We start from the raw sequence: 17,938 nt of genomic DNA on the forward strand, positions 1-17,938 counted from the left end.
CTAAGCCTTGAGCCATTTCGCCTGGAACCGGGGAACGCTGCTGCTTTGCAAAACCCAATCCAACAGGCGCTGGTCGACATCCTTTTTGCCGGTAAGCTCGCGGATCAAAAGCGCGGCGTGGGCCGCCCATCTGTCTTCAGGAATTCCGTCTTCGATGACCGATCTTACGAAGGCACACCGAAGGACCTCGCAGTCGAAAGACGACACTGCTCGCCGGTTCATGATGCAAATCCCTCCGACTTCAATGCTCCGCAAAACGGGGCCTGATGTCATTCGTTCCGATGGGGGACTGCAGTCGCAAGCCCGCTGCGACTGAAGTCGCAGCGACCAAGGCAAAGGGCTGGAGGCTGCAACCGGCAAACCGCTACTCCATTGATTGCGGGGGCCGCCGACAAATCCGACCCACTCCGTCGTCGGTCATCTTGGGGTGCCTGCCATGCTTACCTTTCGAACATGGTGGGCGCCTTGGCTTTGCCAGCAACATGCGGTGTCTGACAGCGAGACGAATATGACCCTTGTCCAGAGCAGGCCGGACCTACCTGACGTCGCAGGTCGGCTCGCAAACGACACACCCACCCCGGCGGGCCAACGGTAAGCGATCCATATTAGCATCCGCTTGCTAACCAAGTCGCCACGCCCGTTGGCGATGAGCCTGGTTCGCGAGGTCCTATTCGGGCGAGGTCCATGCAGCAAGCTCATAGAGGTTGCAGAGCACTCTTGACGACAAAAGTCCTCAAACCCATATCGCCGCTGGGCCAGGGACACTGCCGGTAGGTCCCGGCCCTCCTGACACTCAATTGTTCGTTCGATTTGGAGGATCTTATGAACGACCGGATGTTCGACAGCCCTGTTTTCGTCAAGAGCGGAAACAGCCTGATCCAGGAAATCGCATGCATCGAGGACGCCCTGGAATTTCTCTACGAATGGCCGAAAAATAGGCGCGGCCCGATTTACGACACTGCGCTGCGAGCCTGCCAAAAGGCATTCGACAGCGATTACCCGCGAAACGCCGCAAGGGAGGCCTTCTGCGGTTTCGCAAAATCAGCCAAGGTTCTTGAAGAACTGAGCGCACCGCCGCCATGGATGGCCAGCGTCGGCGGCCGCGGTGGGCTAGCCGCTTGAAGTCGCGCGATGGAGGTCGCGATGCTCTCAAAGCCATTCGAAAAGCCGATCCGAGTTTGGGTTGGAATGGGTTTTCCCCGTCAGCTCAACACCGTGGTTGACGCATACCAGTTTGCCACCGATTGGTGCGGCAACAGTCCCGAGCAGAAAGCTGCCATCCGCGCGTGCAAGGCGGCACTGGTCGGAGACATCGACGCGGAGACGGCCAGGGGAATCTTTGCCGCCTTTGCCCGGAAGAAGGACATCCTTATCGAGGACGGAAATATGCCGCCGCCTTATTGGAAGGTGCGGCCTTCGCACGTCTAAGCTGGTGAGGCGGCGGTCAACGTCGCCTCACCATACTTCAGAGCCTGTTCCCCTATGACCGCCTCTAGGGTGTCCCTACCTCGCGGAAGTCCTGCAAAGACGCGTGGCGCAGATCGTCCTCGCCCCGCAGATGCTTCACACGGCCAATCAGCCCTGGCCTTACCCACTGCGTCGCCGGCCGCTTCATGCCGTTCGGCGCCGTGCCTGCGTGCTCCAGGGCGCGCTGCCACAAGCGTTCCCGCATTTCCCTATTCAGGGTGATAAAGGCGCTGCCGACATAGCGCCCGGTGCCGCGCTCCGCCAGGAGGGCGAAGGCAGGCTTGCCCGCCTCGCGCTCGACGCCGAGCAGCTCGTATTCGTCGATCGCGTAGCACTTAGCCTTGAGCCAGGCCGTAGAATTGCCGGATCGATATTTGCTTTCCTTGCGCTTCGAAACCATGCCCTCAAGGCCGGCTTGATCGATGAGATGGAAGATGGATTTGGCATCGCCCGGCAACGATTGACTGAACTGGATGCGCCCGCCAGGCGGGATCATCTCGGCTAGGATCTCGCGCCGGTCCTCCAGCGGGATGTCGCGGAGGTCGCGGCCATTGAGGTGGAGAAGATCGAAGGCGACGAAATAGAGGTCCTGTTGCCGACTTGTGATGGCCTTGCGCAGCGCCTTGAAGTCGGACAGCCCTGCCTCATTCGTGACGATCACTTCGCCGTCGATGATCGCGTCCTCAGCGTCGAGCTCGCTCGCGGCCTTGGCAAGGTCGCGATATTTTGCAGTCCAGTCGAGACCGCGGCGGCTGAAAATGCGCACGCCGTCTACGTCCCGAACAATTTGGGAGCGATAGCCGTCGAATTTCACTTCATGAATCCACCCGTCGCCTTCCGGTGGCTTGTCGACGAGCGTCGGCATCAGCGGCTCGATGAATGACAACCGGTCCCTGCCGGCGGGCTTAGGCATCGGGACTCCCCGCGCGATGCTCGAATTTGATTCAATATCGCACGGCCGGTTGTGTTCCGTTAGCGATTGCTTAAATAAATTGTCGGCCGACGTCACAGACGCTCCGGCCTTGCCATGCCGAGCCCCATGGTCAGGGCTTCTTCCAGGCTGGTGGTATAAAGGGCCGTCTCTTCAGTAGGCGTCCTCAGAACGCAGTTGAGCCTGCTTGGCCTCGGCGCACCGATTTCTGAATTCCTGCACCTCGGCTTCCGTGAGGTGCTCGATGCCGATGAAGTCGTTCTTTCCCTGTCCGGACCGTATGAGTTCGTCGAGCTTCGCCTGTATGGCTGCACCATCGCGGTTCTGGGTGTTCTGGATCAGGAACACCATCAGAAAGGTGACGATGGTGGTCCCGGTGTTGATGACGAGTTGCCAGGTCTCCGAAAAGTCGAACACCGGTCCGGACAAGGCCCAGGCGACCACGCAGGCCAGGCATGAGGCGAAAGCCCAGGGGCGACCCGCGGCATGGGCGACCGCCTCCGCGACACGGTTGAATATTCGTTCCAACCCTAAATCCTCCGCCTGCTGCGCCATGCTCGATGGCGTCGTGCCAAAGCTTGAGCCCGTCGGCAGCAGGTTTGCGGCCGATACGCCCGGTTGTTCATGGAATCCTGGTGATCGCACGCGGCCCCGGCGCCGACCGGGACCGCAATTGCGGACGATCGCGTGCGCGGCGGTTCAGGCGGCCGCCTGCAACGCCCGCTGGTTCGCGCCACTTTCGCCCAAAGCGCTGAGCGCCTCGTCGGTGGCGGACTCCTGCGCCAGCGTTTCGCGCAGCAACGGCACTGCGTCCTTGAGGCCCAGTTGCTCCGCCCAGGCGACCAGCGTGCCGTAGCGGGCTATTTCATAATGCTCGACGGCCTGGGCGGCCGCCACCAGGCCCGCGTCGAGCGCCGGCTCGTCCTGGTACTCCTCGAGGATTTCCGAGCCTTCTTCGAGGATGCCGTCGATCGCCGGACAGGTCTTGCCCCTTGCAGCCTTGCCCATCAGCTCGAACACTTGTTCCAGGCGATCGACCTGTCCCTCTGTTTCCATGCGATGCTTCTCGAAGGCTGCGCTCAGTTCCTTCGACTGGGCGGCCTTCGCCAGCTTGGGCAACGTCTTCAGGATCTTCTTTTCCGCGTAGTAGATGTCCTTCAGGCCGTCCACGAACAGGCTCTCCAGGCCGTTCGCCGCGCCAGACGAATTCTTCCTTGCCATCACTTTGCTCCATCGTTTGATGCGACTTGAGGGGGCAAAGAAACGGCGCTCGTGAAATCGCAAGCGCCGTTTCCTTGCATCACGATAAGCGCGGCCGGGAACGGATGTTCCATCCGAAATATTTCGTGAACCCAAGTCGTGGACGGCGCCCGGCGCGCAGGTCTGGACGGCTCTCCTGTCTGCAAGTCTCCCGGCGCGCCTGCCGATCGTCAGCCGCGCTGGCTGCAACCAGGCGCCCGCTGCGGCGTTTGCTCTTGGCGGTGCACGCAGGATCGGAACCGAATGCTCGAATCCCTCTATCTGAACCTTGGCCAGCACGACCTCCTCTCGGAGGCGGAAAAGGAATTGCTGGCGGGTGCCATCTCGACCGAACGACATGTCGCCACGGGGCAGGACATCGTTTCCGAAGGGTCGAGGCCGATCCACAGCACCCTTATCCTCGACGGCATCGCCGCGCGCTACAAGGTGCTGGAGGATGGCGGACGGCAGTTCACCTCACTGCAGGTCCCCGGCGATTTCGTCGACCTTCACGCCTTCCTGCTGAAGACAATGGACCATGGCATCATCGCGCTCTCGCCCTGCCATGTCGCCGCCGCCGACCACGCCAAGCTGCGCGCCATCACCGAGCAGGCGCCCCATCTCACCCGGCTCCTGTGGCTGGACACGCTCGTCGACGGCGCCATTCACCGAGAGTGGATCGTCGCCATGGGCCGGCGTTCGAAGACCTCGCATCTCGCCCATCTCATCTGCGAGCTGTTCGTCCGCCTCCAGGTCGTCAAGCGCACGTCCGGGATGAGCTTCCAGCTTCCCTTGTCGCAAGCCGAACTGGCCGACGTGCTTGGGCTTTCGGTCGTCCATATGAACCGGGTCATCGGCATGCTGCGCAATATCGGCCTGGTCAGCTGGTCGAACTATACCGTGACCATCCTCGACTGGGATCTGCTGGTGGCGATGGCCGAGTTCGACCCGACCTATCTCAGCATGAACCGCGAGCCGCGATAGGCGTCAGGGCGGATCGCGAAGCACCGACTTCCAGGCAGCGACCGACGCTATGTCGACGGTGACCAGGCCGCCCGCCTTGAACGTCACCCTGCCTTTGTCGTGGTCGACCTCAGTGACGTGACCCGCGATGGTGATCCGATCGCCGGCCTTGGCGCCGGCCGGCGGGTCGATCGCACAGGGATAATTGTGAGTCGGGATGCGGACCCGCGCGCGACCGCTGCCGAGCAGCGTAAGCACGGTGGCGTTCACGATCACTTCGTCGCCGATCCGTACATCCCAGGCCATGGCGTGGTTCAATCGGGCTCTCGGTCGGGCTTGCTGCCCGGCGACCACAACTGGTCCAGCATGGTAAGCGCGGCACTCGGTGCGGCCGGCCTCAGTAGTCCTTGCTCGGCGGCGGCCTTCTTGAACGCTGCGAAGGCGACGGCGGGCCGGCAGATCCCTTCGAGCGCGTCATCCACCAGACGCGCCGCTGCGACATAGGCCGGCGCGTCCTTGTCCTTCCATGCCCTGGCGAGTGCCTTCTTCGCCTCGGCGATGGATGAAACGACCATCGAGCCGCCGTCGGCGAACCTGATCGTCAGGGGCAGGAACCGGCTCATCGCCGTTCACCAGCCGAACCACTCCCTCGTTCGCCACAGCAGCCCCGCGAAGGGCGCGATCGTGAAGGCGGCGATGCCAAGCACCAGAAGCGGATGAGTCATCTCAAGCGATCTCATGTTTGCCGATTTCATCTCTGCCGATTTCATGCCTGCCCATTTCATGGTCTGCTTGTCTCCGCCTTGGCTGCGTCGGTGGCTACATGTTGCTTGCCGGCCGGATCGGCGGCTGCGGCCGAAATGGTGGCCGCGGTCGCGGCTTCAGCGGGACGTCGGCGAGCGCGTCGCGGCTCGGCCTGAAGGCAGCCGGCGACGCGGCCGCGCGCTGGCGCAGCAAGGTGGAGGACAATCTGCCGATCAGATTTCGAACGTCCATGGGCTCCTCCCAGTGCCCCCCGCCGCCAGTGACCTACCACCTCACGCCTGTCGGCCGCATTTAACTTTGATGTATCCGTCGGACGGGTGGACCCGGTTCATTTGCGACCAGGTTTTCGCCCGCCAACCTTTTCGGCCGGCATGCGTTGTCCCTTCGAACCGAAGGAGAAACCGATGCTGACAAGGTCCGACACGTCGAAAGCCGCCCAGAAGCAGCGCCGGGTGCAGCGCAAGGTCGACGCCCGCGACCGCCGCAGCCCGAAGGCTAAGGAGCCGGCCGCCATGCAGGCCGGCGCACGCCGCTATCCCGAACCGCCTTTTCCGAAGCAGCATCATCCGAAGCCCGGCCAGGAGTGGGCGATCGAGCCGGCGCCGCTCTACGACGCGCCGTTCTGGCAGGGCTCGAAGAAACTCGACGGCAAGGTGGCGCTGATCACCGGCGGCGATTCCGGCATCGGTCGCGCCGTGGCGGTGCTGTTCGCGCGCGAAGGCGCCGACGTCGCCATCGCCTATCTCAGCGAGGATCGCGACGCGGAGACGACGAAGCGCGCCGTCGAGGCCGAGGGCAGGCGCTGCCTGGCGCTGCGCGGCGACGTCGCCAAGCGCGCCTTCTGCCGCAAGGCGGTCGAGCAGACGGTGAAGGCATTGGGTGGCCTCGACGTGCTGGTCAACAACGCTGCCTTCCAGATTCATTCGACCGATTTCGCCGACCTCACCGAGGAGCATTTCGACACCACGCTGAAGACCAATCTCTACGGCTATTTCCATATGGCGCAGGAGGCCGTGCCGCGCATGAAGCCGGGCTCGGCCATCATCAACACCGGTTCGGTCACCGGCATCGAGGGGTCGAAGCATCTGGTCGACTATTCGATGACCAAGGGCGGCATCCACGCCTTCACCCGCGCTCTGTCGGGCAACCTGATCGGCAAGGGCATCCGCGTCAACGCGGTGGCGCCGGGCCCGGTCTGGACGCCGCTCAACCCTTCGGAGAAGGAGGCCGAGGATGTCGCCCAGTTCGGCGCCAAGACGCCGATGAAGCGGCCGGCCCAGCCGGAGGAGATCGCGCCGGCCTATGTGTTCCTCGCCTCGCCGCAATGCTCAAGCTACATCACCGGCGAGATCCTGCCGATCGTCGGCGGCTATTGATGGGGTCAGCCGCTGGCAAGCGCGGGTGCCTGCGCATCGAAAAAGTTTCGGGAGGGGATTGCCGTCTGGCCTAACCCTTGCCCTTGCCTTCGGAGGGTGCCTTCACGACGACCTGCGCCTCGCGCATTATCCGGAGCGCCTCGTCGCGGGTCAGGCCGCATTTGCGGGCGAAGTAGGATGCCTCATAGGCCTCGGCCGCGGAGGCGGCCGGGATCGCGGAAAGCATCGGTCTTGGTTTCTTCTTGGCCATCGGTTCACGATACCACGAATCGTTTAGTCAGCTAATATGGCAACTTTGTTTGCCAATGCAAATTTTTGCTATTTGCAATGCGGTCATGGGCGAACGTGCTGATGGCCCGAGGGCTCCTCCAAAAAAGCGACGCATCTCCAGCCGGCGGCACGGAGGCCGCGGGTCAGGCAAAAGTAGCCTAAACCTTGAAGGATTTTGAAACGTAATTATATCAATGACTAAGCGTGCTCTTGCACGCGAAACGTAGTGCTTTGGTCAAGCTTCATCTTCATGGAGGTTGTCTATGGCAATGATGATGGAAGGAAAGAGGGGCCAGGATTGGATCAATCTTGTCCTCGCGATCTGCCTGTTCATCTCCCCCTGGATCATCGGGTTCGCCGCTGAGACGATGCCCGCGTGGAACGCCTGGATCGTAGGCGTTGCGCTCGGCGCGCTGGCCTTGGCGACGCTTTCGGTGTTCGCGGAGTGGGAAGAATGGGTCAATCTCGTCCTCGGCCTTTGGCTGATCGTCTCACCCTGGCTGCTGGGCTTCATGGCAAACGCCAACGCGATGGCGACCCATGTTGTCCTCGGCATTCTGGTGGTTGCCGCATCGGCCTGGGCGGTCTGGGATGTCCATCATCCGCACGCGCATGCGTGACGGGTGATTAACTGGGAGCCCGCCGCGCGAGCGGCGAGCTCCTTTGAAGCAATTCCAAGAGTATCGGAGCATGGGCGGGCAGCTTCGTGCGCATCACGAATTGCTGCAACCGGAAAGCTTTTCGTGCATTCTTGGGAATGGCCACGATGCTCTACCCCGAAACGCCTGCGAAATGCTGCTCCTACTGCGGCGGCCGCGACCACGATTTCGAGGATTGCCCGAAGCGCAAGGCCGATGCCGAGAAGCAGAAGGAGGAGGCTGCCAGGCGCGAGGCCCAGAATTCGAAGGTCCCGTCCGGCTAGCATCGGCCCGGTCAATCCGTGCCTGCATCCAGCAGCGCAGTTCGCCCGGCCTCGCTCGCGAAAGCCGCCAACAGTTTCATTCCCTCGGCCCAATCACCCAGTCCGCTGTCGCCATTGATGTGGCCGAGCGCTCCCGCAACATGGAGGCCGCTTCCCCATTGCGCGGCCTTTGTCTCGGCATGATCGAGCGAGCCGTAGGGGTCGTCGCTGCTGGCGACGATGAGCGAGGGAAAGCGGAGCCGTCCCGCCGGCGCGCCGGCAAAACCGCGCACCGAGGCCGGAAAGGCCTGGCTCGCCGGATCGGGAACCGCGACCAGGAAGGCGCCGGCGCAGGCATCCTTCGAGACAAGCTGCCAATGCGCGACCAGCAGGCAGCCGAGGCTGTGGGAAATCAGCACAGGCGGGGCATTCGCCGCCGCCACCGCAGCGTCGAGGGCGCCGATCCAGTCGTCGAGATCCGGCTGCTCCCAACTTGCCGGGCTGAAGCGGCGCATGGCCGGGTTCGCCCGCTGCCAGCGCGTCTGCCAGTGTGCTTCGCCCGATCCGCCGATGCCGGGCACGATGATGAATTCGTTCATGGACTGCCTATTCCTGTCGATGCGATGCCGGCAATTCTAGGCCTTCCGCCAGCCGGCGGAATGAGAGATCATCGGAAAGCAGGCAGGTTTCCCGATGGATTGAAGGCAGGCATGGCAAACGGCGAGACAAGAGCGAGGCTCGACCCCACCGACATGGCGATCGTGGAGATCCTGCAGGAGGACGGCCGCATCGGCATTTCCGCGCTTGGCCGGCGTGTCGGCCTGTCCCAGCCCGCTACTTCCGAGCGGGTGAAGCGGCTGGAAGAGCGCGGCATCGTCTCCGGCTATCGCGCGGTGGTCGACCCGACCGCCCTCGGGCTCGGCACCATGGCCGTCATCCGCCTGCGCACCACGCATGAGCACATCCAGGCCTGCCTGAAGAAATTCGCGCAGATGCCGGAGGTGATCGAGGTCCTGCGCGTGACCGGGGAGGACTGTTTCCTGGTCAAGGTGCTCGTCCCGTCGCCGCCCGATCTCGAGGCAATCGTCGATGGCATCGGCCGCTACGGCGCGGTGACCACGAATGTGGTGCTGCGGGCCGAGCCGCCGAAGCGGCTGGGGCGGGAGCTGGTCATGAGATGAGCGCCGAGGTGCAGTCTACCGCCGCCAGTGGCGCACCGCGCATCGGCCACAAACGCGGCCTCGAGCCCTGACTTTTTCTGGGGGGAGTTGAAAAACGGGCGTCGAACCGGTCTATATCGGGGCGGGGGTGCGCGGGTGACGGATATCGTCTCGATCAGGGTGAGTGCGGAGCCTGCCGGGCGGCTGTCGGCAGGGCGCTTGCGGTTGTTCGCATTCATCGCCATCGCCGCGTTCATGATCGCCGGACCGGTAGCGGAGCAGGTCTTCGGGGTCCGATCGGCATGGCTGCGGTCCTGGACCATGTTCAGCGCGATCGGGATGGGCGTGATCGACGCTTCCTTCGAAATCCGCCTGCCCGACGGCGCGCTTGTCCCGCTCGACCGCTTCGAGATGCTCGGCGCCTCTCGCAACGGCAGGCTTAAGCGGATCGAAAGCCGTGACGAACTCGCTTCCGTCATCAAGCGGCTCTGCACGGCCGCCGGGCAGGGCGCCGACATCCGTGTCCGCGCGCGCCAGGCCACCCGCGGCGGCTGGCAGATCATCCATACCGATGCCGAAAATGCCTGCGCCGACTGACGCCATCGCCGGCTGGCGTCCGATCGATGCCGTGGCGGCACGCTTCGTCGGCTGGGCGGTCGACACCGAGGGCTCGTCGCGTTCGTCCGCGTTGATCCGTATCGGTCTGGCAATGCTGTTCTGGTCGCGCTGGGCGGGCGAACTGCTGCTCTACATCGACCAATCGCCGGCCGGCCTCTTTCTGGCCGTCAACTTCTTCATGGCGACAGCGCTGCTCTTCGTTGGCTATCACAGCCGCATCGCCGCCGTCTGGGCCGGCTCGGTCGGGCTGGCGATGTACTATTATTTCGGCTTCCAGCTTGGCCACGAGCCCTGGACCCACCATCATGTCTATCTGCTAGCCATCGCAGCCCTTCTGATCGCGCTCACCCCCTGCGGCCGCTCCTACTCGCTGGACCGCTACCTGGCGGTGATGCGCGCCGAACGCGCCGGCCTGCCACCGCCGGCGGAACGCGGCAATCTGTGGGGGCTGCGGCTGATCGTGGTGCAGCTCTCGGTGCTCTATTTCTTCGCCGCCTTCGACAAGTCGAGCTACGCCTTTTTGAGCGGCGCGCGGATCGAGCAGATATTCCTCTGGTACTACGCCGGCTCGGACTATCCGGCCGGCCTTGCCTGGATCGCAATCATCGTGTCCGTCGCCGTGGTCGCGCTCGAATACTGCCTTGCCTTCGGCCTGCCGTTTCGCCGCAGCAGGCGCTATCTGATCCTGCCGGGCCTGGCCTTTCACGCCATCATCTATCTGACGCTGCCGGTCTATACGTTCAGCGCCACCATGGCGTTGCTCTATCTCGCCTATTTCGATGCCGATGCCGTCGACAAGGTCATTGCGCGTCTCGAGGGGATCGGAATGGCAAGGACTGCCGGAGAGGAAATTTCGTGAAGCGTGGTTTGTTGTTTTCGGGCGCTCTCGTGGCCGCGGGGGCCATCGGTCTGGCCATGATCTGCGGCGCGGCCCGTGCCGGCAGTGCTGAGGCCTATTATCCCAAGCGCGCGTGGGGGTCCTTCAACGGCGGCCAGATGAACACGTCGCTGCTCGTGTTCCGCGACCTCAACAGGAACGGCGTCTACGATCTCGGCGACCGGCCTATGTCGCGCGCGGCCGTCGAGCTCGACAGGCCGAACGGCAGCACCATCATGCGGTTGACCAATGTCGACGGCTTCGCCAATTTCCGGATGTCGGTCATCCAGCGCGATCTCGAAGTCGTCGACCCCGGACATTACGCGTTCCGGGTCGTGCCTCCGCCGGGCTTCTCCGTCACCACCGGCAACGCCTCGCAGGAAAGCGACTATGTCGTTTCGCCCGGATCGCCGGGCGACATGATCGCGCTGCGCACGACACACCCGGTCGGGCTCGCGGCGGATCTGACGATCAGCGGCGCGGTCGCCGCCGGATCGCGCGTTTCCTTGACAGGGCCGGACGGCGTCACGGCCGCCGCCAAGGTCGGTCCAGACGGGCGCTTCAGCGCACCCGCGACATCGGGCGAATGGCTGGTCGACGTGTCGGTCGGCGGGGCGACGCAGCGCCGGCGCATTGTCGTCGGCGCGGCGCCGGTGGTGATCTCAGCGGTCTCGGGCAAAGGCGGACCTGAGGAGGAGCCGCTGCCCAACCAGCATATTGTCGGCTTCGACGACCTGATGACGTCGCCCGGCGTGTTCGAAATTCCGTCCGGTTATGGCGGGCTCAACTGGTACAACCTGGTTGCCATGCACCAGAGCTTCACCGCTGGCCCGGGCTACATCAACACCACCATGTCGGGCGAATTCATCGCCTACAACAGCTCGGGGCACCCGGCGCAGGTGTTCAGCGATAAGCCGTTCGATTTCACAGGCGCCTATTTCGGCGTGGGCTGGGACGACGCGGAGGGCGAGACGCTTATCGTCAAGGCCTGGCGGGGCGATGAGCCCGCATATGAGGATCAGTTCGTGCTGTCGGCGAACGGTCAGGTCTACTTCGCGGCCGACTACAGACGCATCACGCGGCTCGAGATCCGGACACTGCATTACTGGCAGGCGGCGATCGACGATTTCGCCTACCGCACGGGTCGCTAGCGGTCCAGGGAGCGACCCGCCGCGTTCCGACGTTCGCCCGGGTTCCGGGAGCCTGATGTTTGTCGCGCGGCTGCACGGGCGCCATGCATCAAAACAGGAACCTGAAGCGCGTCATCCGCACCCGCTTACGCGCGACGCCCGTCAAGGACAGGCCGGATCAGCAAGACGATCCCTGGGAGGTTGCGCAGGAACGCGGGCCGCCATCCGAATGGCCGGTATCGTGACGGCTGCCGCCATGGCCGCCGGAGTTGCCGTTGCCACCCGAGCTGCCGTTTCCTCCTGAGCTGCCATTACCGCCGGAACCACCGTTCCCGCTGGAGCCGCCGTTTCCTCCGGAACTGCCGTTTCCTCCGGAACCGCCGTTGCCGCCGGACCCACCGTTTCCGCCGGAACCACCGTTTCCACCGGAGCCGCCGTTCCCGCCGTTGCCACCGTTTCCGCCATTGCCACCTGCGGAGCCACCGTTGCCGCCGTTCCCGCCATTTCCACCCGCGTCGCCACCATTGCCGCCTGCGCCACCGCCATTTCCACCGGCGTCGCCGCCGTTTCCGCCGGCGTCGCCACCATTGCCACCTGCGCCACCGCCGTTGCCGCCTGCGTCACCGCCATTGCCGCCTGCGGAGCCGCCATTCCCACCGTTGCCACCAGCGGAACCGCCATTGCCGCCGTTGCCGCCATTACCGCCTGCGGCTTGCGCCAGAAGTGCGCGCTTGGCCTCCTGCAACCGGGCAGCCTGATCCATCGACCGTTGGAATCCGTCGCGCGGCCCCGGCAGGACCGACGCCGCCCGAGGTGCCGTCGGCAGCAGCATGGTCGACGCGAGCAGCGCCGCCGCCAGTGCACGGCGCGCGTTGATGGCATTCGCCTTGAATGCGAAAAGCCGCGGCAGTCCTGTCATCGCCCGACCGGCAGGCTCCGCACTCATTCTGATCGAGATCACATCCACCACCCGCGAATCCCCGTCCCTACATAGACCGGTTCAACGCCCGTTCCGAAACCCTCCCAGAAAAAGTCAGGGCTCGACGCGGGCCCGTGCGGCCGGCATCCGCGGCTGGTCCGGGGTGAGATCGGGCCTCAGGCCGGCCTTGGGCCATTTTCCTGGCGGACAGGGGGATGCTGCTCTCAAGTCATCTGGTTTGTGCGCTCATCTCCTCAGCGCATGCGTCGCCGCATCGGCAAACGAGATATCGCCCTTGATCTCGCGCATCGCCATCGAGGTGATGGTACGGCGCACGCCGGGCAGCCGGCTGAGCTCCTCGCGCAGCATGCGGTCGAGCGCCATCATGTCGACGGTCACGATCTGCAACAGATAGTCGGCCTCGCCGGTCGTGGCGTAGCAGCGGCGGATCAGGGGGTGCCGCTTCACCGCCGCCTCGAAGGCATCCGACACCTCGAAGTCGATCGACACCTGGATGAAGGCCTCGATGCCGAAGCCGATTGCCGCCGGATCGACGCGGGTGGAATAGCCGCGGATGACGCCGGCCTCCTCCAGCGCCTTGACCCGCTTCCAGCACGGCGTCTTGCTCAGCCCCACCGACTCGGCCAGCTCGCCGAAGGACAGGCGTGCGTCGCGCTCGAGCGCCGCGACGATCTTGCGGTCGAGGGTATCCAGCATGGATCGTTCTCCAGATATCGCCAGATTGAAGGCATTCGTCCTTCAATTTTTGCTATTTGGATAACAGAAAGGAACAATGTTCAAGCCCAAAGGGTCTATCTTCGATCTAAGGATCCAACACATGCCCCGGGCCGGGCAGGGAGAAGAACCATGCTGAAGTCGGAATATCACGCCCGCATCGAGACGCCGGAGATGCGCGACTACGGTGTCTATCTGCAGTGCGACAAGCTTCTGCAATGCCAGAAGCCGCTGGCCGAAATGGTCAATGCCGACGAGCTGCAGTTCCAGATCGTGCACCAGGTCGAGGAGCTGTGGATGAAGCTCATCGCCTACACGCTGGCCGACGTCCTCGACTATCTGGAGAAGGCGGACACGCACCGCATCGTCACCCTGATGGGCCGCGTGCACCGGCTGATGCGGCTGATGACGGCGCAGCTCGACGTGCTCGAAACCATGTCGCCCAAGGAGTACCAGCAGATCCGCCTGCAGCTTGGCAATGGAAGCGGCCAGGAATCGCCCGGCTTCAAGCTGCTCTTGCGCATGCCGCCGGACCTCTGGCGGGCCTTCAAGGCTGCTTATCTCGACGGCCGCGGGCTTTCCGTGGAGGATGTCTATGACGCGCGTTACGATCATGGCGACGCCTATGTCGTCGCCGAGGCGTTGATCGAGTTCGACGAACTGTTCCAGAAATTCCGCGCCAACCACCTCTACCTTATCCACCGTTCGATCGGGCTCGGCTCCAGGTCGCTGAAGGGCCGCCCGGTGGAGATGCTGGAAGGCGGCGCCCGGCACCGCTTCTTCCCCGAGCTGTGGGATATACGCTGCGACATGACCGACCGCTGGGGCGCCGAGTACGGCACGGTCAGGGAGTCGATCAGCCATTGTCCGCACGCGAAGGCGGGGTAGGGCGGCGGCGCGAGACGATCGTACGCCGAGTTCCTTCGCGCCCCCCTCTGTCCTGCCGGACATCTCCCCCACTTGGGGGGAGATTAGCTGTTTCGGCGCCCCCGCTTGTCCTGCAACGTTGGCGATTGGCGAAAGCTGGCGTCACATCTGATCTCCCCCCTTGTGGGGGATCTGTCCGGCAGGACAGAGGGGGCGCTGTCCCGCCGACGTCGGCCTTGTTTGGCCTCAAGGGCAACAAAATTTCCCGACCCTGTCGGAACCATCGCCCTTCCTCCGTCCTTGGAGCATCAACAAGCTTCAATCCGGAGGACTATCGTGGAAAATGTTCAATCGACCTGGCAGACCGCAGTCATCCTCATCGCCCGCCTGATCTTCGCCGCCATGTTCGCGATGGGCGTGGCCTTCAAACTCATGGATATCGGCGCCACTGCCGGCTACATCGCCGCCGCCGGCTTCCCGTTCCCGCTGTTCCTGGCCTGGTGCGCGGCGATATTGGAGACGCTGCTGGTGATCGCCTTCCTGACCGGCGCCTTGCTGACCCCGGCGGCGCTGATCGGCGCGGTCTACGTCACCTTTCTCGGCTTTGCCTTCCACGGCCCTTCGCACTGGGCCGGCAACCAGGCCGAGTTCGGCGCCTTCATGTCGCATTTCCCGTTCGCCGCCGGCCTGCTCTTCGCCGCCGTTCACGGACCGGGCAGCGTGCTTTCGCTGCGCCAGGGCTGGCCGGGCAGGGCGTGAAACTCATTCCTTCTCCCCGTTAACGGGGAGAAGGTGCCCGAAGGGCGGATGAGGGGCCGCGCCGGCATCGACAGTTGGCCGCCCCGAGATGCACCCACTCCCTCACATCTGATCGTTGTAAGGTTCCTTCATCTGGCCGACCATGCGGGCGAGCTTCGAGAAGGACGGCATGTCCGCCTCCGGCTGGCAGCGGTTGGCGAGCTCCAGGAGCCGGATCGGGAAGTTGACGGCATCGCGGCTCGATGCCGACATGCCTTCGGAGCGTTCCTCGCCGGTCTCGCTGGCCTCGGCCCGGCGCAAGGCGATGTCGATCTCATCGACGGTCAGCACTCCCTTGCGCACCAGCACCTGGTTGATCGACGCGACGGCCATCAACAGGCCCTCGAGCTGCAGATTGGCGACGTTCATGGCGGTTCCTCCCCATTGGTTTGCGCTTTAACGCGCGAAGGGGCGTTTCCGATCCGATGTGGGTGGGTGGCTCACCCTACGCCTCCAGCAGGCGCTCGCCATATTCCTGCCAGAGCGCCCTGACCTCGCGGCCGCCGAGCGGCGGGGTGGCGCGGTCGCCGTAGGAGATGGCGACGGCGCTGAGGTCGTACTGGCCGTCGGACCGGACGATGAAGCGGATCGCCTCGCCGAGCGGCCTCGAGTGGAAGACCGGATCGGCCTGGCCCGTGCCAAGACTGCGAACGCCAGAAATGATTGCCGGCTGATGCCGCATCCTGAAGACGGATGCCATGGCGGGTCTGTCCATGCTGCTTCCCCCGAGTCTCCGGGGCAAAATGATCCCATAAGCGCCGGCTAATGGCCAGACGGGGTCAAAACCATGTTGTGAATACCGCAGTGCCAGCAGGGGCGGTGAGGGGGGAGCAATTATTCCTAGGAAAATTTACCCATAACCTATTGCCCGCTGCAGGCAGCTATGCTACTCTTTTGTCCATGGTGCTGATTTGCGCCAACGACCCGCCGCGAGGCGGGTTTTGTGTTTCAGCCTTCCTCGATCTTAGCCCTCCGGGTCAAAGCTGGCGGGACAGCGCCCCCCTCTGTCCTGCCGGACATCTCCCCCACGAGGGGGGAGATTGGCAGCTTTGCCGCCGGCTCTCACCTTTGCGACCTTGGAGGTTGGCGAAGGCCGTCATGATTGCTGATCTCCCACCCGTGGGGGAGATGGCCGGCAGGACAGAGGGGGTGCGAAGGACCGCGCCTCTCAGATCAATCCACACCACCCACGAGCGCCCCATGCCCCGCTACGCCACCATCATCACTGCCGACGACGGAAGCGACACCGTCAGCGCCATCGGCATCTTCGAGGGCGCCGCCAGGCCGCTGCGCCCCGGATGCGTCGAGGAAGTCGCGCCGGGCGTGCTGATCGGCATGGTGCGCGGCGGGCCGGTCGACCCGGTCGGCGGTTTCGGTTTTCCGTTGGGGGCGCAGGGCGGTCGAATGATCGGCATCGCCAGGATGGCGAGGCCCGACAGGCGCGAGCCGGCCGCCGCCCCGATCGAAGCCGCGCCGACCGGCGCGGCGGCATCTGCCGAGGGCGATGCGCCCAAGCCGGTGCGCAAGCCGGCCAGGCCAAGGCGCGCCAAATCCGGCAAGCGCCGGAAGCCGGCCGGCAAAACCGCCAAGCCGGCGGTCGCAGCTGCGCCCGGCAGCAACGAACCGGACGGGTCCCATGGCTGATGCGCCGTTGCGGTCGCGCCGCGCGCGCGAGCCGGCGGGCGTTGCTGGCCGCCCGAAGCGGACGAAAAGAACCATCGGCGATGATTTCACCGCCGCTTTGCGCCAGGATTTTCGCGATCATGGCGCCGGGGTCATCGCCAAGGTCAGGGCGGAAAAGCCGGACCAGTATCTGAAGATCGTGCTGTCGGTGCTGCCCGGCCCGAAGGACCCCGATGCCAACACTCTGGACACGCTGAGCGATGAGCAGATCCGCGCCCGCATCCGCGCCCTCGAAGCGATCGTCAGGCCGTTCCTCGGGGACGCAGTACCTGGCGCTGCTGACGGAGCTGGAGCGCCGCCGCCGCGCTAACCTTTTGGCCGCCTACCGGCCGTATCCCAGGCAGGCGGAGTTCCATGCCGCGGGCGCCTTGAACCGCGAGCGCCTGTTCATGGCCGGCAACCAGCTCGGCAAGACCAGGGCAGGCGGCGCCGAATGGGCGGTGCATCTCACCGGACGCTATCCGGACTGGTGGCGTGGCAAGGTGTTCGACACGGCCGTGCGGCTTTGGGCCGCCGGCGTCACCGGCGAGGGAACGCGCGACAACCCGCAGCGCGTGCTCATCGGCCCGCCGCAGCAGCAGGCCGACTGGGGCACCGGCATGATCCCCGCCGACGCGATCGCCCATACCGTGATGGGACGGGGCGCACCGGGGGCGCTGGACAGCGTCGTCGTGCGTTGGGGCGGCGGCGGTGACGTCCAGGCCTCCGAGAGCGTGCTCTCCTTCAAGTCCTACGAGAAGGGCCGCGAGAAATGGCAGGGCGAGACCCTGCACGGCGTCTGGTTCGACGAGGAGCCGCCGCTGGACATCTATAGCGAGGGCCTGACGCGCACCAACGCGACAGGCGGGATAACGATCGTGACGTTCACGCCGCTCTTGGGCATGTCGGACGTGGTGCTGCGGTTTCTGTCGGCGCAGGAGGTGGAGAGGATGGGGAAGGGGTGAGGCGCGGACTCACCTTCTCCCCCTGTGGGAGAAGGTGGCCTCGCGAAGCGAGGTCGGATGAGCAACTGTGTTCGTCAGGACCTGTTTGGATTCCAAGGTTCGTTGTTTTGGATCATCGCGCTGAGGATGGTCAGGATCTTTCGTGCCACGGCGACGAGAGCGACCTTCGGCTCCTTGCCCTTGGCGATGAGACGCTGGTGGAAGGCCTTGAGGACGGGATTTGAGCGACTGGCGGTGAGGGCAGCCATATAGACCACCCTGCGCACGGCGTGACGACCGCCCCAGATAATGCGGC

At 64.5% G+C, this 17,938-nt stretch carries 29 protein-coding genes; 15 read left to right on the forward strand and 14 right to left on the reverse strand.

The genetic code is table 11. The annotated features are described in order from the left end of the window. Window positions 1–222: a hypothetical protein gene (locus EN857_RS31310; RefSeq protein WP_135859573.1), complete on the reverse strand. Its 222-nt coding sequence runs from the start codon at window positions 220–222 to the stop codon at window positions 1–3. Between the two features lie 600 nt (window positions 223–822). On the opposite strand from EN857_RS31310, the gene EN857_RS31315 reads away from it, so the two are divergent. Together EN857_RS31315 and EN857_RS31320 are read left to right on the forward strand one after the other, a co-directional pair. Continuing rightward, complete coding sequence (locus tag EN857_RS31315; RefSeq protein ID WP_127284591.1) at window positions 823–1,122, forward strand: DUF982 domain-containing protein; 300 nt, start codon at window positions 823–825, stop codon at window positions 1,120–1,122. A gap of 9 nt (window positions 1,123–1,131) precedes the next feature. Further along, window positions 1,132–1,428, forward strand: coding sequence for a DUF982 domain-containing protein (locus tag EN857_RS31320; protein WP_245493456.1), 297 nt, complete (start codon window positions 1,132–1,134; stop codon window positions 1,426–1,428). A gap of 64 nt (window positions 1,429–1,492) precedes the next feature. Here the strand turns inward: EN857_RS31320 and EN857_RS31325 are convergent, their stop codons facing one another. The 3 genes from EN857_RS31325 to EN857_RS31335 all read right to left on the reverse strand — a co-directional run bounded on the left by EN857_RS31325 (window position 1,493) and on the right by EN857_RS31335 (window position 3,619). Continuing rightward, entirely contained in the window at window positions 1,493–2,380 is an 888-nt protein-coding gene (locus EN857_RS31325; RefSeq protein ID WP_127392009.1) for an ATP-dependent DNA ligase, read from the reverse strand. 171 nt (window positions 2,381–2,551) lie between these two features. Beyond that, window positions 2,552–2,953 carry a low affinity iron permease family protein gene (locus EN857_RS31330; RefSeq protein ID WP_127285779.1) on the reverse strand — a complete coding sequence of 134 codons (402 nt, stop codon included), beginning with the start codon at window positions 2,951–2,953 and terminating at the stop codon, window positions 2,552–2,554. Between the two features lie 144 nt (window positions 2,954–3,097). Then, window positions 3,098–3,619, reverse strand: coding sequence for a ferritin-like domain-containing protein (locus EN857_RS31335; protein ID WP_127285780.1), 522 nt, complete (start codon window positions 3,617–3,619; stop codon window positions 3,098–3,100). Window positions 3,620–3,901: 282 nt separating this feature from the next. Between EN857_RS31335 and EN857_RS31340 the strand changes: the two genes are divergently transcribed. Next, entirely contained in the window at window positions 3,902–4,621 is a 720-nt protein-coding gene (locus tag EN857_RS31340) for a Crp/Fnr family transcriptional regulator (protein ID WP_127285778.1), read from the forward strand. Between the two features lie 3 nt (window positions 4,622–4,624). Here the strand turns inward: EN857_RS31340 and EN857_RS31345 are convergent, their stop codons facing one another. The 3 genes from EN857_RS31345 to EN857_RS34980 all read right to left on the reverse strand — a co-directional run bounded on the left by EN857_RS31345 (window position 4,625) and on the right by EN857_RS34980 (window position 5,596). Next, a complete protein-coding gene (locus EN857_RS31345) occupies window positions 4,625–4,918 on the reverse strand; it encodes a hypothetical protein (RefSeq protein ID WP_127285777.1) in 294 nt (97 codons plus the stop codon). Then, window positions 4,915–5,223 (reverse strand): DUF982 domain-containing protein, encoded by a 309-nt coding sequence (locus EN857_RS31350; RefSeq protein WP_127285776.1) that lies wholly within the window; start codon window positions 5,221–5,223, stop codon window positions 4,915–4,917. Before EN857_RS31350 ends, EN857_RS31345 begins: the two co-directional genes overlap by 4 nt. A gap of 196 nt (window positions 5,224–5,419) precedes the next feature. After that, complete coding sequence (locus tag EN857_RS34980; protein WP_189340408.1) at window positions 5,420–5,596, reverse strand: hypothetical protein; 177 nt, start codon at window positions 5,594–5,596, stop codon at window positions 5,420–5,422. 173 nt (window positions 5,597–5,769) lie between these two features. Between EN857_RS34980 and EN857_RS31355 the strand changes: the two genes are divergently transcribed. Continuing rightward, window positions 5,770–6,741 carry an SDR family oxidoreductase gene (locus tag EN857_RS31355; RefSeq protein WP_127285775.1) on the forward strand — a complete coding sequence of 324 codons (972 nt, stop codon included), beginning with the start codon at window positions 5,770–5,772 and terminating at the stop codon, window positions 6,739–6,741. Between the two features lie 70 nt (window positions 6,742–6,811). Here the strand turns inward: EN857_RS31355 and EN857_RS34985 are convergent, their stop codons facing one another. Continuing rightward, complete coding sequence (locus EN857_RS34985) at window positions 6,812–6,967, reverse strand: hypothetical protein (protein WP_245478217.1); 156 nt, start codon at window positions 6,965–6,967, stop codon at window positions 6,812–6,814. Between the two features lie 307 nt (window positions 6,968–7,274). Here EN857_RS34985 and EN857_RS31360 point away from each other — a divergent pair, with 307 nt between their 5' ends. Together EN857_RS31360 and EN857_RS34990 are read left to right on the forward strand one after the other, a co-directional pair. Further along, window positions 7,275–7,631 (forward strand): SPW repeat protein, encoded by a 357-nt coding sequence (locus EN857_RS31360; RefSeq protein WP_127285774.1) that lies wholly within the window; start codon window positions 7,275–7,277, stop codon window positions 7,629–7,631. Window positions 7,632–7,777: 146 nt separating this feature from the next. After that, window positions 7,778–7,933, forward strand: a complete 156-nt coding sequence (locus tag EN857_RS34990; RefSeq protein WP_187331518.1) for a hypothetical protein — start codon at window positions 7,778–7,780, stop codon at window positions 7,931–7,933. A gap of 11 nt (window positions 7,934–7,944) precedes the next feature. Here the strand turns inward: EN857_RS34990 and EN857_RS31365 are convergent, their stop codons facing one another. Further along, entirely contained in the window at window positions 7,945–8,511 is a 567-nt protein-coding gene (locus EN857_RS31365) for an alpha/beta hydrolase (protein ID WP_127285773.1), read from the reverse strand. A gap of 111 nt (window positions 8,512–8,622) precedes the next feature. Here EN857_RS31365 and EN857_RS31370 point away from each other — a divergent pair, with 111 nt between their 5' ends. The 4 genes from EN857_RS31370 (at window position 8,623) to EN857_RS31385 (ending at window position 11,718) form a co-directional block, all read left to right on the forward strand. Then, the gene (locus EN857_RS31370; protein WP_127285772.1) at window positions 8,623–9,093 is read left to right on the forward strand and encodes an Lrp/AsnC family transcriptional regulator; all 471 of its coding nucleotides are present in this window, start codon (window positions 8,623–8,625) and stop codon (window positions 9,091–9,093) included. Between the two features lie 135 nt (window positions 9,094–9,228). After that, the gene (locus EN857_RS31375) at window positions 9,229–9,669 is read left to right on the forward strand and encodes a hypothetical protein (protein ID WP_135859574.1); all 441 of its coding nucleotides are present in this window, start codon (window positions 9,229–9,231) and stop codon (window positions 9,667–9,669) included. Then, a complete protein-coding gene (locus EN857_RS31380) occupies window positions 9,653–10,549 on the forward strand; it encodes an HTTM domain-containing protein (protein WP_187331519.1) in 897 nt (298 codons plus the stop codon). Before EN857_RS31375 ends, EN857_RS31380 begins: the two co-directional genes overlap by 17 nt. Continuing rightward, window positions 10,546–11,718: a hypothetical protein gene (locus EN857_RS31385; protein ID WP_127285769.1), complete on the forward strand. Its 1,173-nt coding sequence runs from the start codon at window positions 10,546–10,548 to the stop codon at window positions 11,716–11,718. The genes EN857_RS31380 and EN857_RS31385 overlap by 4 nt, the downstream gene beginning before the upstream one ends. Window positions 11,719–11,859: 141 nt before the next feature. Here the strand turns inward: EN857_RS31385 and EN857_RS31390 are convergent, their stop codons facing one another. After that, on the reverse strand, window positions 11,860–12,396 hold the full coding sequence (locus tag EN857_RS31390; RefSeq protein WP_187331520.1) for a hypothetical protein: 537 nt from the start codon (window positions 12,394–12,396) through the stop codon (window positions 11,860–11,862). Window positions 12,397–12,862: 466 nt separating this feature from the next. Continuing rightward, window positions 12,863–13,333: an Lrp/AsnC family transcriptional regulator gene (locus EN857_RS31395; protein ID WP_127392006.1), complete on the reverse strand. Its 471-nt coding sequence runs from the start codon at window positions 13,331–13,333 to the stop codon at window positions 12,863–12,865. Window positions 13,334–13,483: 150 nt separating this feature from the next. Here EN857_RS31395 and EN857_RS31400 point away from each other — a divergent pair, with 150 nt between their 5' ends. Further along, window positions 13,484–14,239 carry a tryptophan 2,3-dioxygenase family protein gene (locus tag EN857_RS31400; RefSeq protein ID WP_127286846.1) on the forward strand — a complete coding sequence of 252 codons (756 nt, stop codon included), beginning with the start codon at window positions 13,484–13,486 and terminating at the stop codon, window positions 14,237–14,239. 315 nt (window positions 14,240–14,554) lie between these two features. Beyond that, window positions 14,555–14,977: a DoxX family protein gene (locus EN857_RS31410; protein ID WP_187331521.1), complete on the forward strand. Its 423-nt coding sequence runs from the start codon at window positions 14,555–14,557 to the stop codon at window positions 14,975–14,977. A gap of 102 nt (window positions 14,978–15,079) precedes the next feature. Here EN857_RS31410 and EN857_RS31415 read toward each other — a convergent pair whose 3' ends face one another. Together EN857_RS31415 and EN857_RS31420 are read right to left on the reverse strand one after the other, a co-directional pair. Then, window positions 15,080–15,385: a hypothetical protein gene (locus EN857_RS31415; protein ID WP_127286845.1), complete on the reverse strand. Its 306-nt coding sequence runs from the start codon at window positions 15,383–15,385 to the stop codon at window positions 15,080–15,082. Between the two features lie 76 nt (window positions 15,386–15,461). Next, window positions 15,462–15,731: a hypothetical protein gene (locus EN857_RS31420; RefSeq protein ID WP_127286844.1), complete on the reverse strand. Its 270-nt coding sequence runs from the start codon at window positions 15,729–15,731 to the stop codon at window positions 15,462–15,464. Window positions 15,732–16,216: 485 nt separating this feature from the next. Between EN857_RS31420 and EN857_RS35925 the strand changes: the two genes are divergently transcribed. Genes EN857_RS35925 through EN857_RS31430 form a run of 3 tightly spaced genes read left to right on the forward strand, consistent with a single transcriptional unit; the run spans window position 16,217 to window position 17,643 of the window. After that, window positions 16,217–16,660, forward strand: coding sequence for a hypothetical protein (locus EN857_RS35925; RefSeq protein ID WP_189340417.1), 444 nt, complete (start codon window positions 16,217–16,219; stop codon window positions 16,658–16,660). Beyond that, window positions 16,653–17,009 carry a hypothetical protein gene (locus EN857_RS31425; RefSeq protein ID WP_245493556.1) on the forward strand — a complete coding sequence of 119 codons (357 nt, stop codon included), beginning with the start codon at window positions 16,653–16,655 and terminating at the stop codon, window positions 17,007–17,009. Before EN857_RS35925 ends, EN857_RS31425 begins: the two co-directional genes overlap by 8 nt. Before the next feature lie 58 nt (window positions 17,010–17,067). Next, a complete protein-coding gene (locus tag EN857_RS31430; protein WP_189340717.1) occupies window positions 17,068–17,643 on the forward strand; it encodes a terminase family protein in 576 nt (191 codons plus the stop codon). Between the two features lie 74 nt (window positions 17,644–17,717). Here EN857_RS31430 and EN857_RS31435 read toward each other — a convergent pair. Beyond that, window positions 17,718–17,938, reverse strand: a 221-nt coding sequence (locus EN857_RS31435) for a transposase (protein ID WP_135859019.1), incomplete at its 5' end; no start/stop codon positions are given.

The organism is Mesorhizobium sp. M4B.F.Ca.ET.214.01.1.1 (assembly GCF_004791545.1).
GTDB classification, from domain to species: domain Bacteria; phylum Pseudomonadota; class Alphaproteobacteria; order Rhizobiales; family Rhizobiaceae; genus Mesorhizobium; species Mesorhizobium abyssinicae.

What these genes read in the sequence shown, in the direction of transcription:
- EN857_RS31310 (WP_135859573.1), bottom strand. Translation starts at nt 222, where the DNA reads ATGAACCGGCGAGCAGTGTCGTCTTTCGACTGCGAGGTCCTTCGGTGT.
- EN857_RS31315 (WP_127284591.1), top strand. Translation starts at nt 823, where the DNA reads ATGAACGACCGGATGTTCGACAGCCCTGTTTTCGTCAAGAGCGGAAAC.
- EN857_RS31320 (WP_245493456.1), top strand. Translation starts at nt 1,132, where the DNA reads ATGGAGGTCGCGATGCTCTCAAAGCCATTCGAAAAGCCGATCCGAGTT.
- EN857_RS31325 (WP_127392009.1), bottom strand. Translation starts at nt 2,380, where the DNA reads ATGCCTAAGCCCGCCGGCAGGGACCGGTTGTCATTCATCGAGCCGCTG.
- EN857_RS31330 (WP_127285779.1), bottom strand. Translation starts at nt 2,953, where the DNA reads ATGGCGCAGCAGGCGGAGGATTTAGGGTTGGAACGAATATTCAACCGT.
- EN857_RS31335 (WP_127285780.1), bottom strand. Translation starts at nt 3,619, where the DNA reads ATGGCAAGGAAGAATTCGTCTGGCGCGGCGAACGGCCTGGAGAGCCTG.
- EN857_RS31340 (WP_127285778.1), top strand. Translation starts at nt 3,902, where the DNA reads ATGCTCGAATCCCTCTATCTGAACCTTGGCCAGCACGACCTCCTCTCG.
- EN857_RS31350 (WP_127285776.1), bottom strand. Translation starts at nt 5,223, where the DNA reads ATGAGCCGGTTCCTGCCCCTGACGATCAGGTTCGCCGACGGCGGCTCG.
- EN857_RS34980 (WP_189340408.1), bottom strand. Translation starts at nt 5,596, where the DNA reads ATGGACGTTCGAAATCTGATCGGCAGATTGTCCTCCACCTTGCTGCGC.
- EN857_RS31355 (WP_127285775.1), top strand. Translation starts at nt 5,770, where the DNA reads ATGCTGACAAGGTCCGACACGTCGAAAGCCGCCCAGAAGCAGCGCCGG.
- EN857_RS34985 (WP_245478217.1), bottom strand. Translation starts at nt 6,967, where the DNA reads ATGCTTTCCGCGATCCCGGCCGCCTCCGCGGCCGAGGCCTATGAGGCA.
- EN857_RS31360 (WP_127285774.1), top strand. Translation starts at nt 7,275, where the DNA reads ATGGCAATGATGATGGAAGGAAAGAGGGGCCAGGATTGGATCAATCTT.
- EN857_RS34990 (WP_187331518.1), top strand. Translation starts at nt 7,778, where the DNA reads ATGCTCTACCCCGAAACGCCTGCGAAATGCTGCTCCTACTGCGGCGGC.
- EN857_RS31365 (WP_127285773.1), bottom strand. Translation starts at nt 8,511, where the DNA reads ATGAACGAATTCATCATCGTGCCCGGCATCGGCGGATCGGGCGAAGCA.
- EN857_RS31370 (WP_127285772.1), top strand. Translation starts at nt 8,623, where the DNA reads ATGGCAAACGGCGAGACAAGAGCGAGGCTCGACCCCACCGACATGGCG.
- EN857_RS31380 (WP_187331519.1), top strand. Translation starts at nt 9,653, where the DNA reads ATGCCTGCGCCGACTGACGCCATCGCCGGCTGGCGTCCGATCGATGCC.
- EN857_RS31390 (WP_187331520.1), bottom strand. Translation starts at nt 12,396, where the DNA reads ATGGCGGCAACGGCGGCAATGGCGGTTCCGCTGGTGGCAACGGTGGGA.
- EN857_RS31395 (WP_127392006.1), bottom strand. Translation starts at nt 13,333, where the DNA reads ATGCTGGATACCCTCGACCGCAAGATCGTCGCGGCGCTCGAGCGCGAC.
- EN857_RS31400 (WP_127286846.1), top strand. Translation starts at nt 13,484, where the DNA reads ATGCTGAAGTCGGAATATCACGCCCGCATCGAGACGCCGGAGATGCGC.
- EN857_RS31415 (WP_127286845.1), bottom strand. Translation starts at nt 15,385, where the DNA reads ATGAACGTCGCCAATCTGCAGCTCGAGGGCCTGTTGATGGCCGTCGCG.
- EN857_RS31420 (WP_127286844.1), bottom strand. Translation starts at nt 15,731, where the DNA reads ATGGACAGACCCGCCATGGCATCCGTCTTCAGGATGCGGCATCAGCCG.
- EN857_RS35925 (WP_189340417.1), top strand. Translation starts at nt 16,217, where the DNA reads ATGCCCCGCTACGCCACCATCATCACTGCCGACGACGGAAGCGACACC.
- EN857_RS31425 (WP_245493556.1), top strand. Translation starts at nt 16,653, where the DNA reads ATGGCTGATGCGCCGTTGCGGTCGCGCCGCGCGCGCGAGCCGGCGGGC.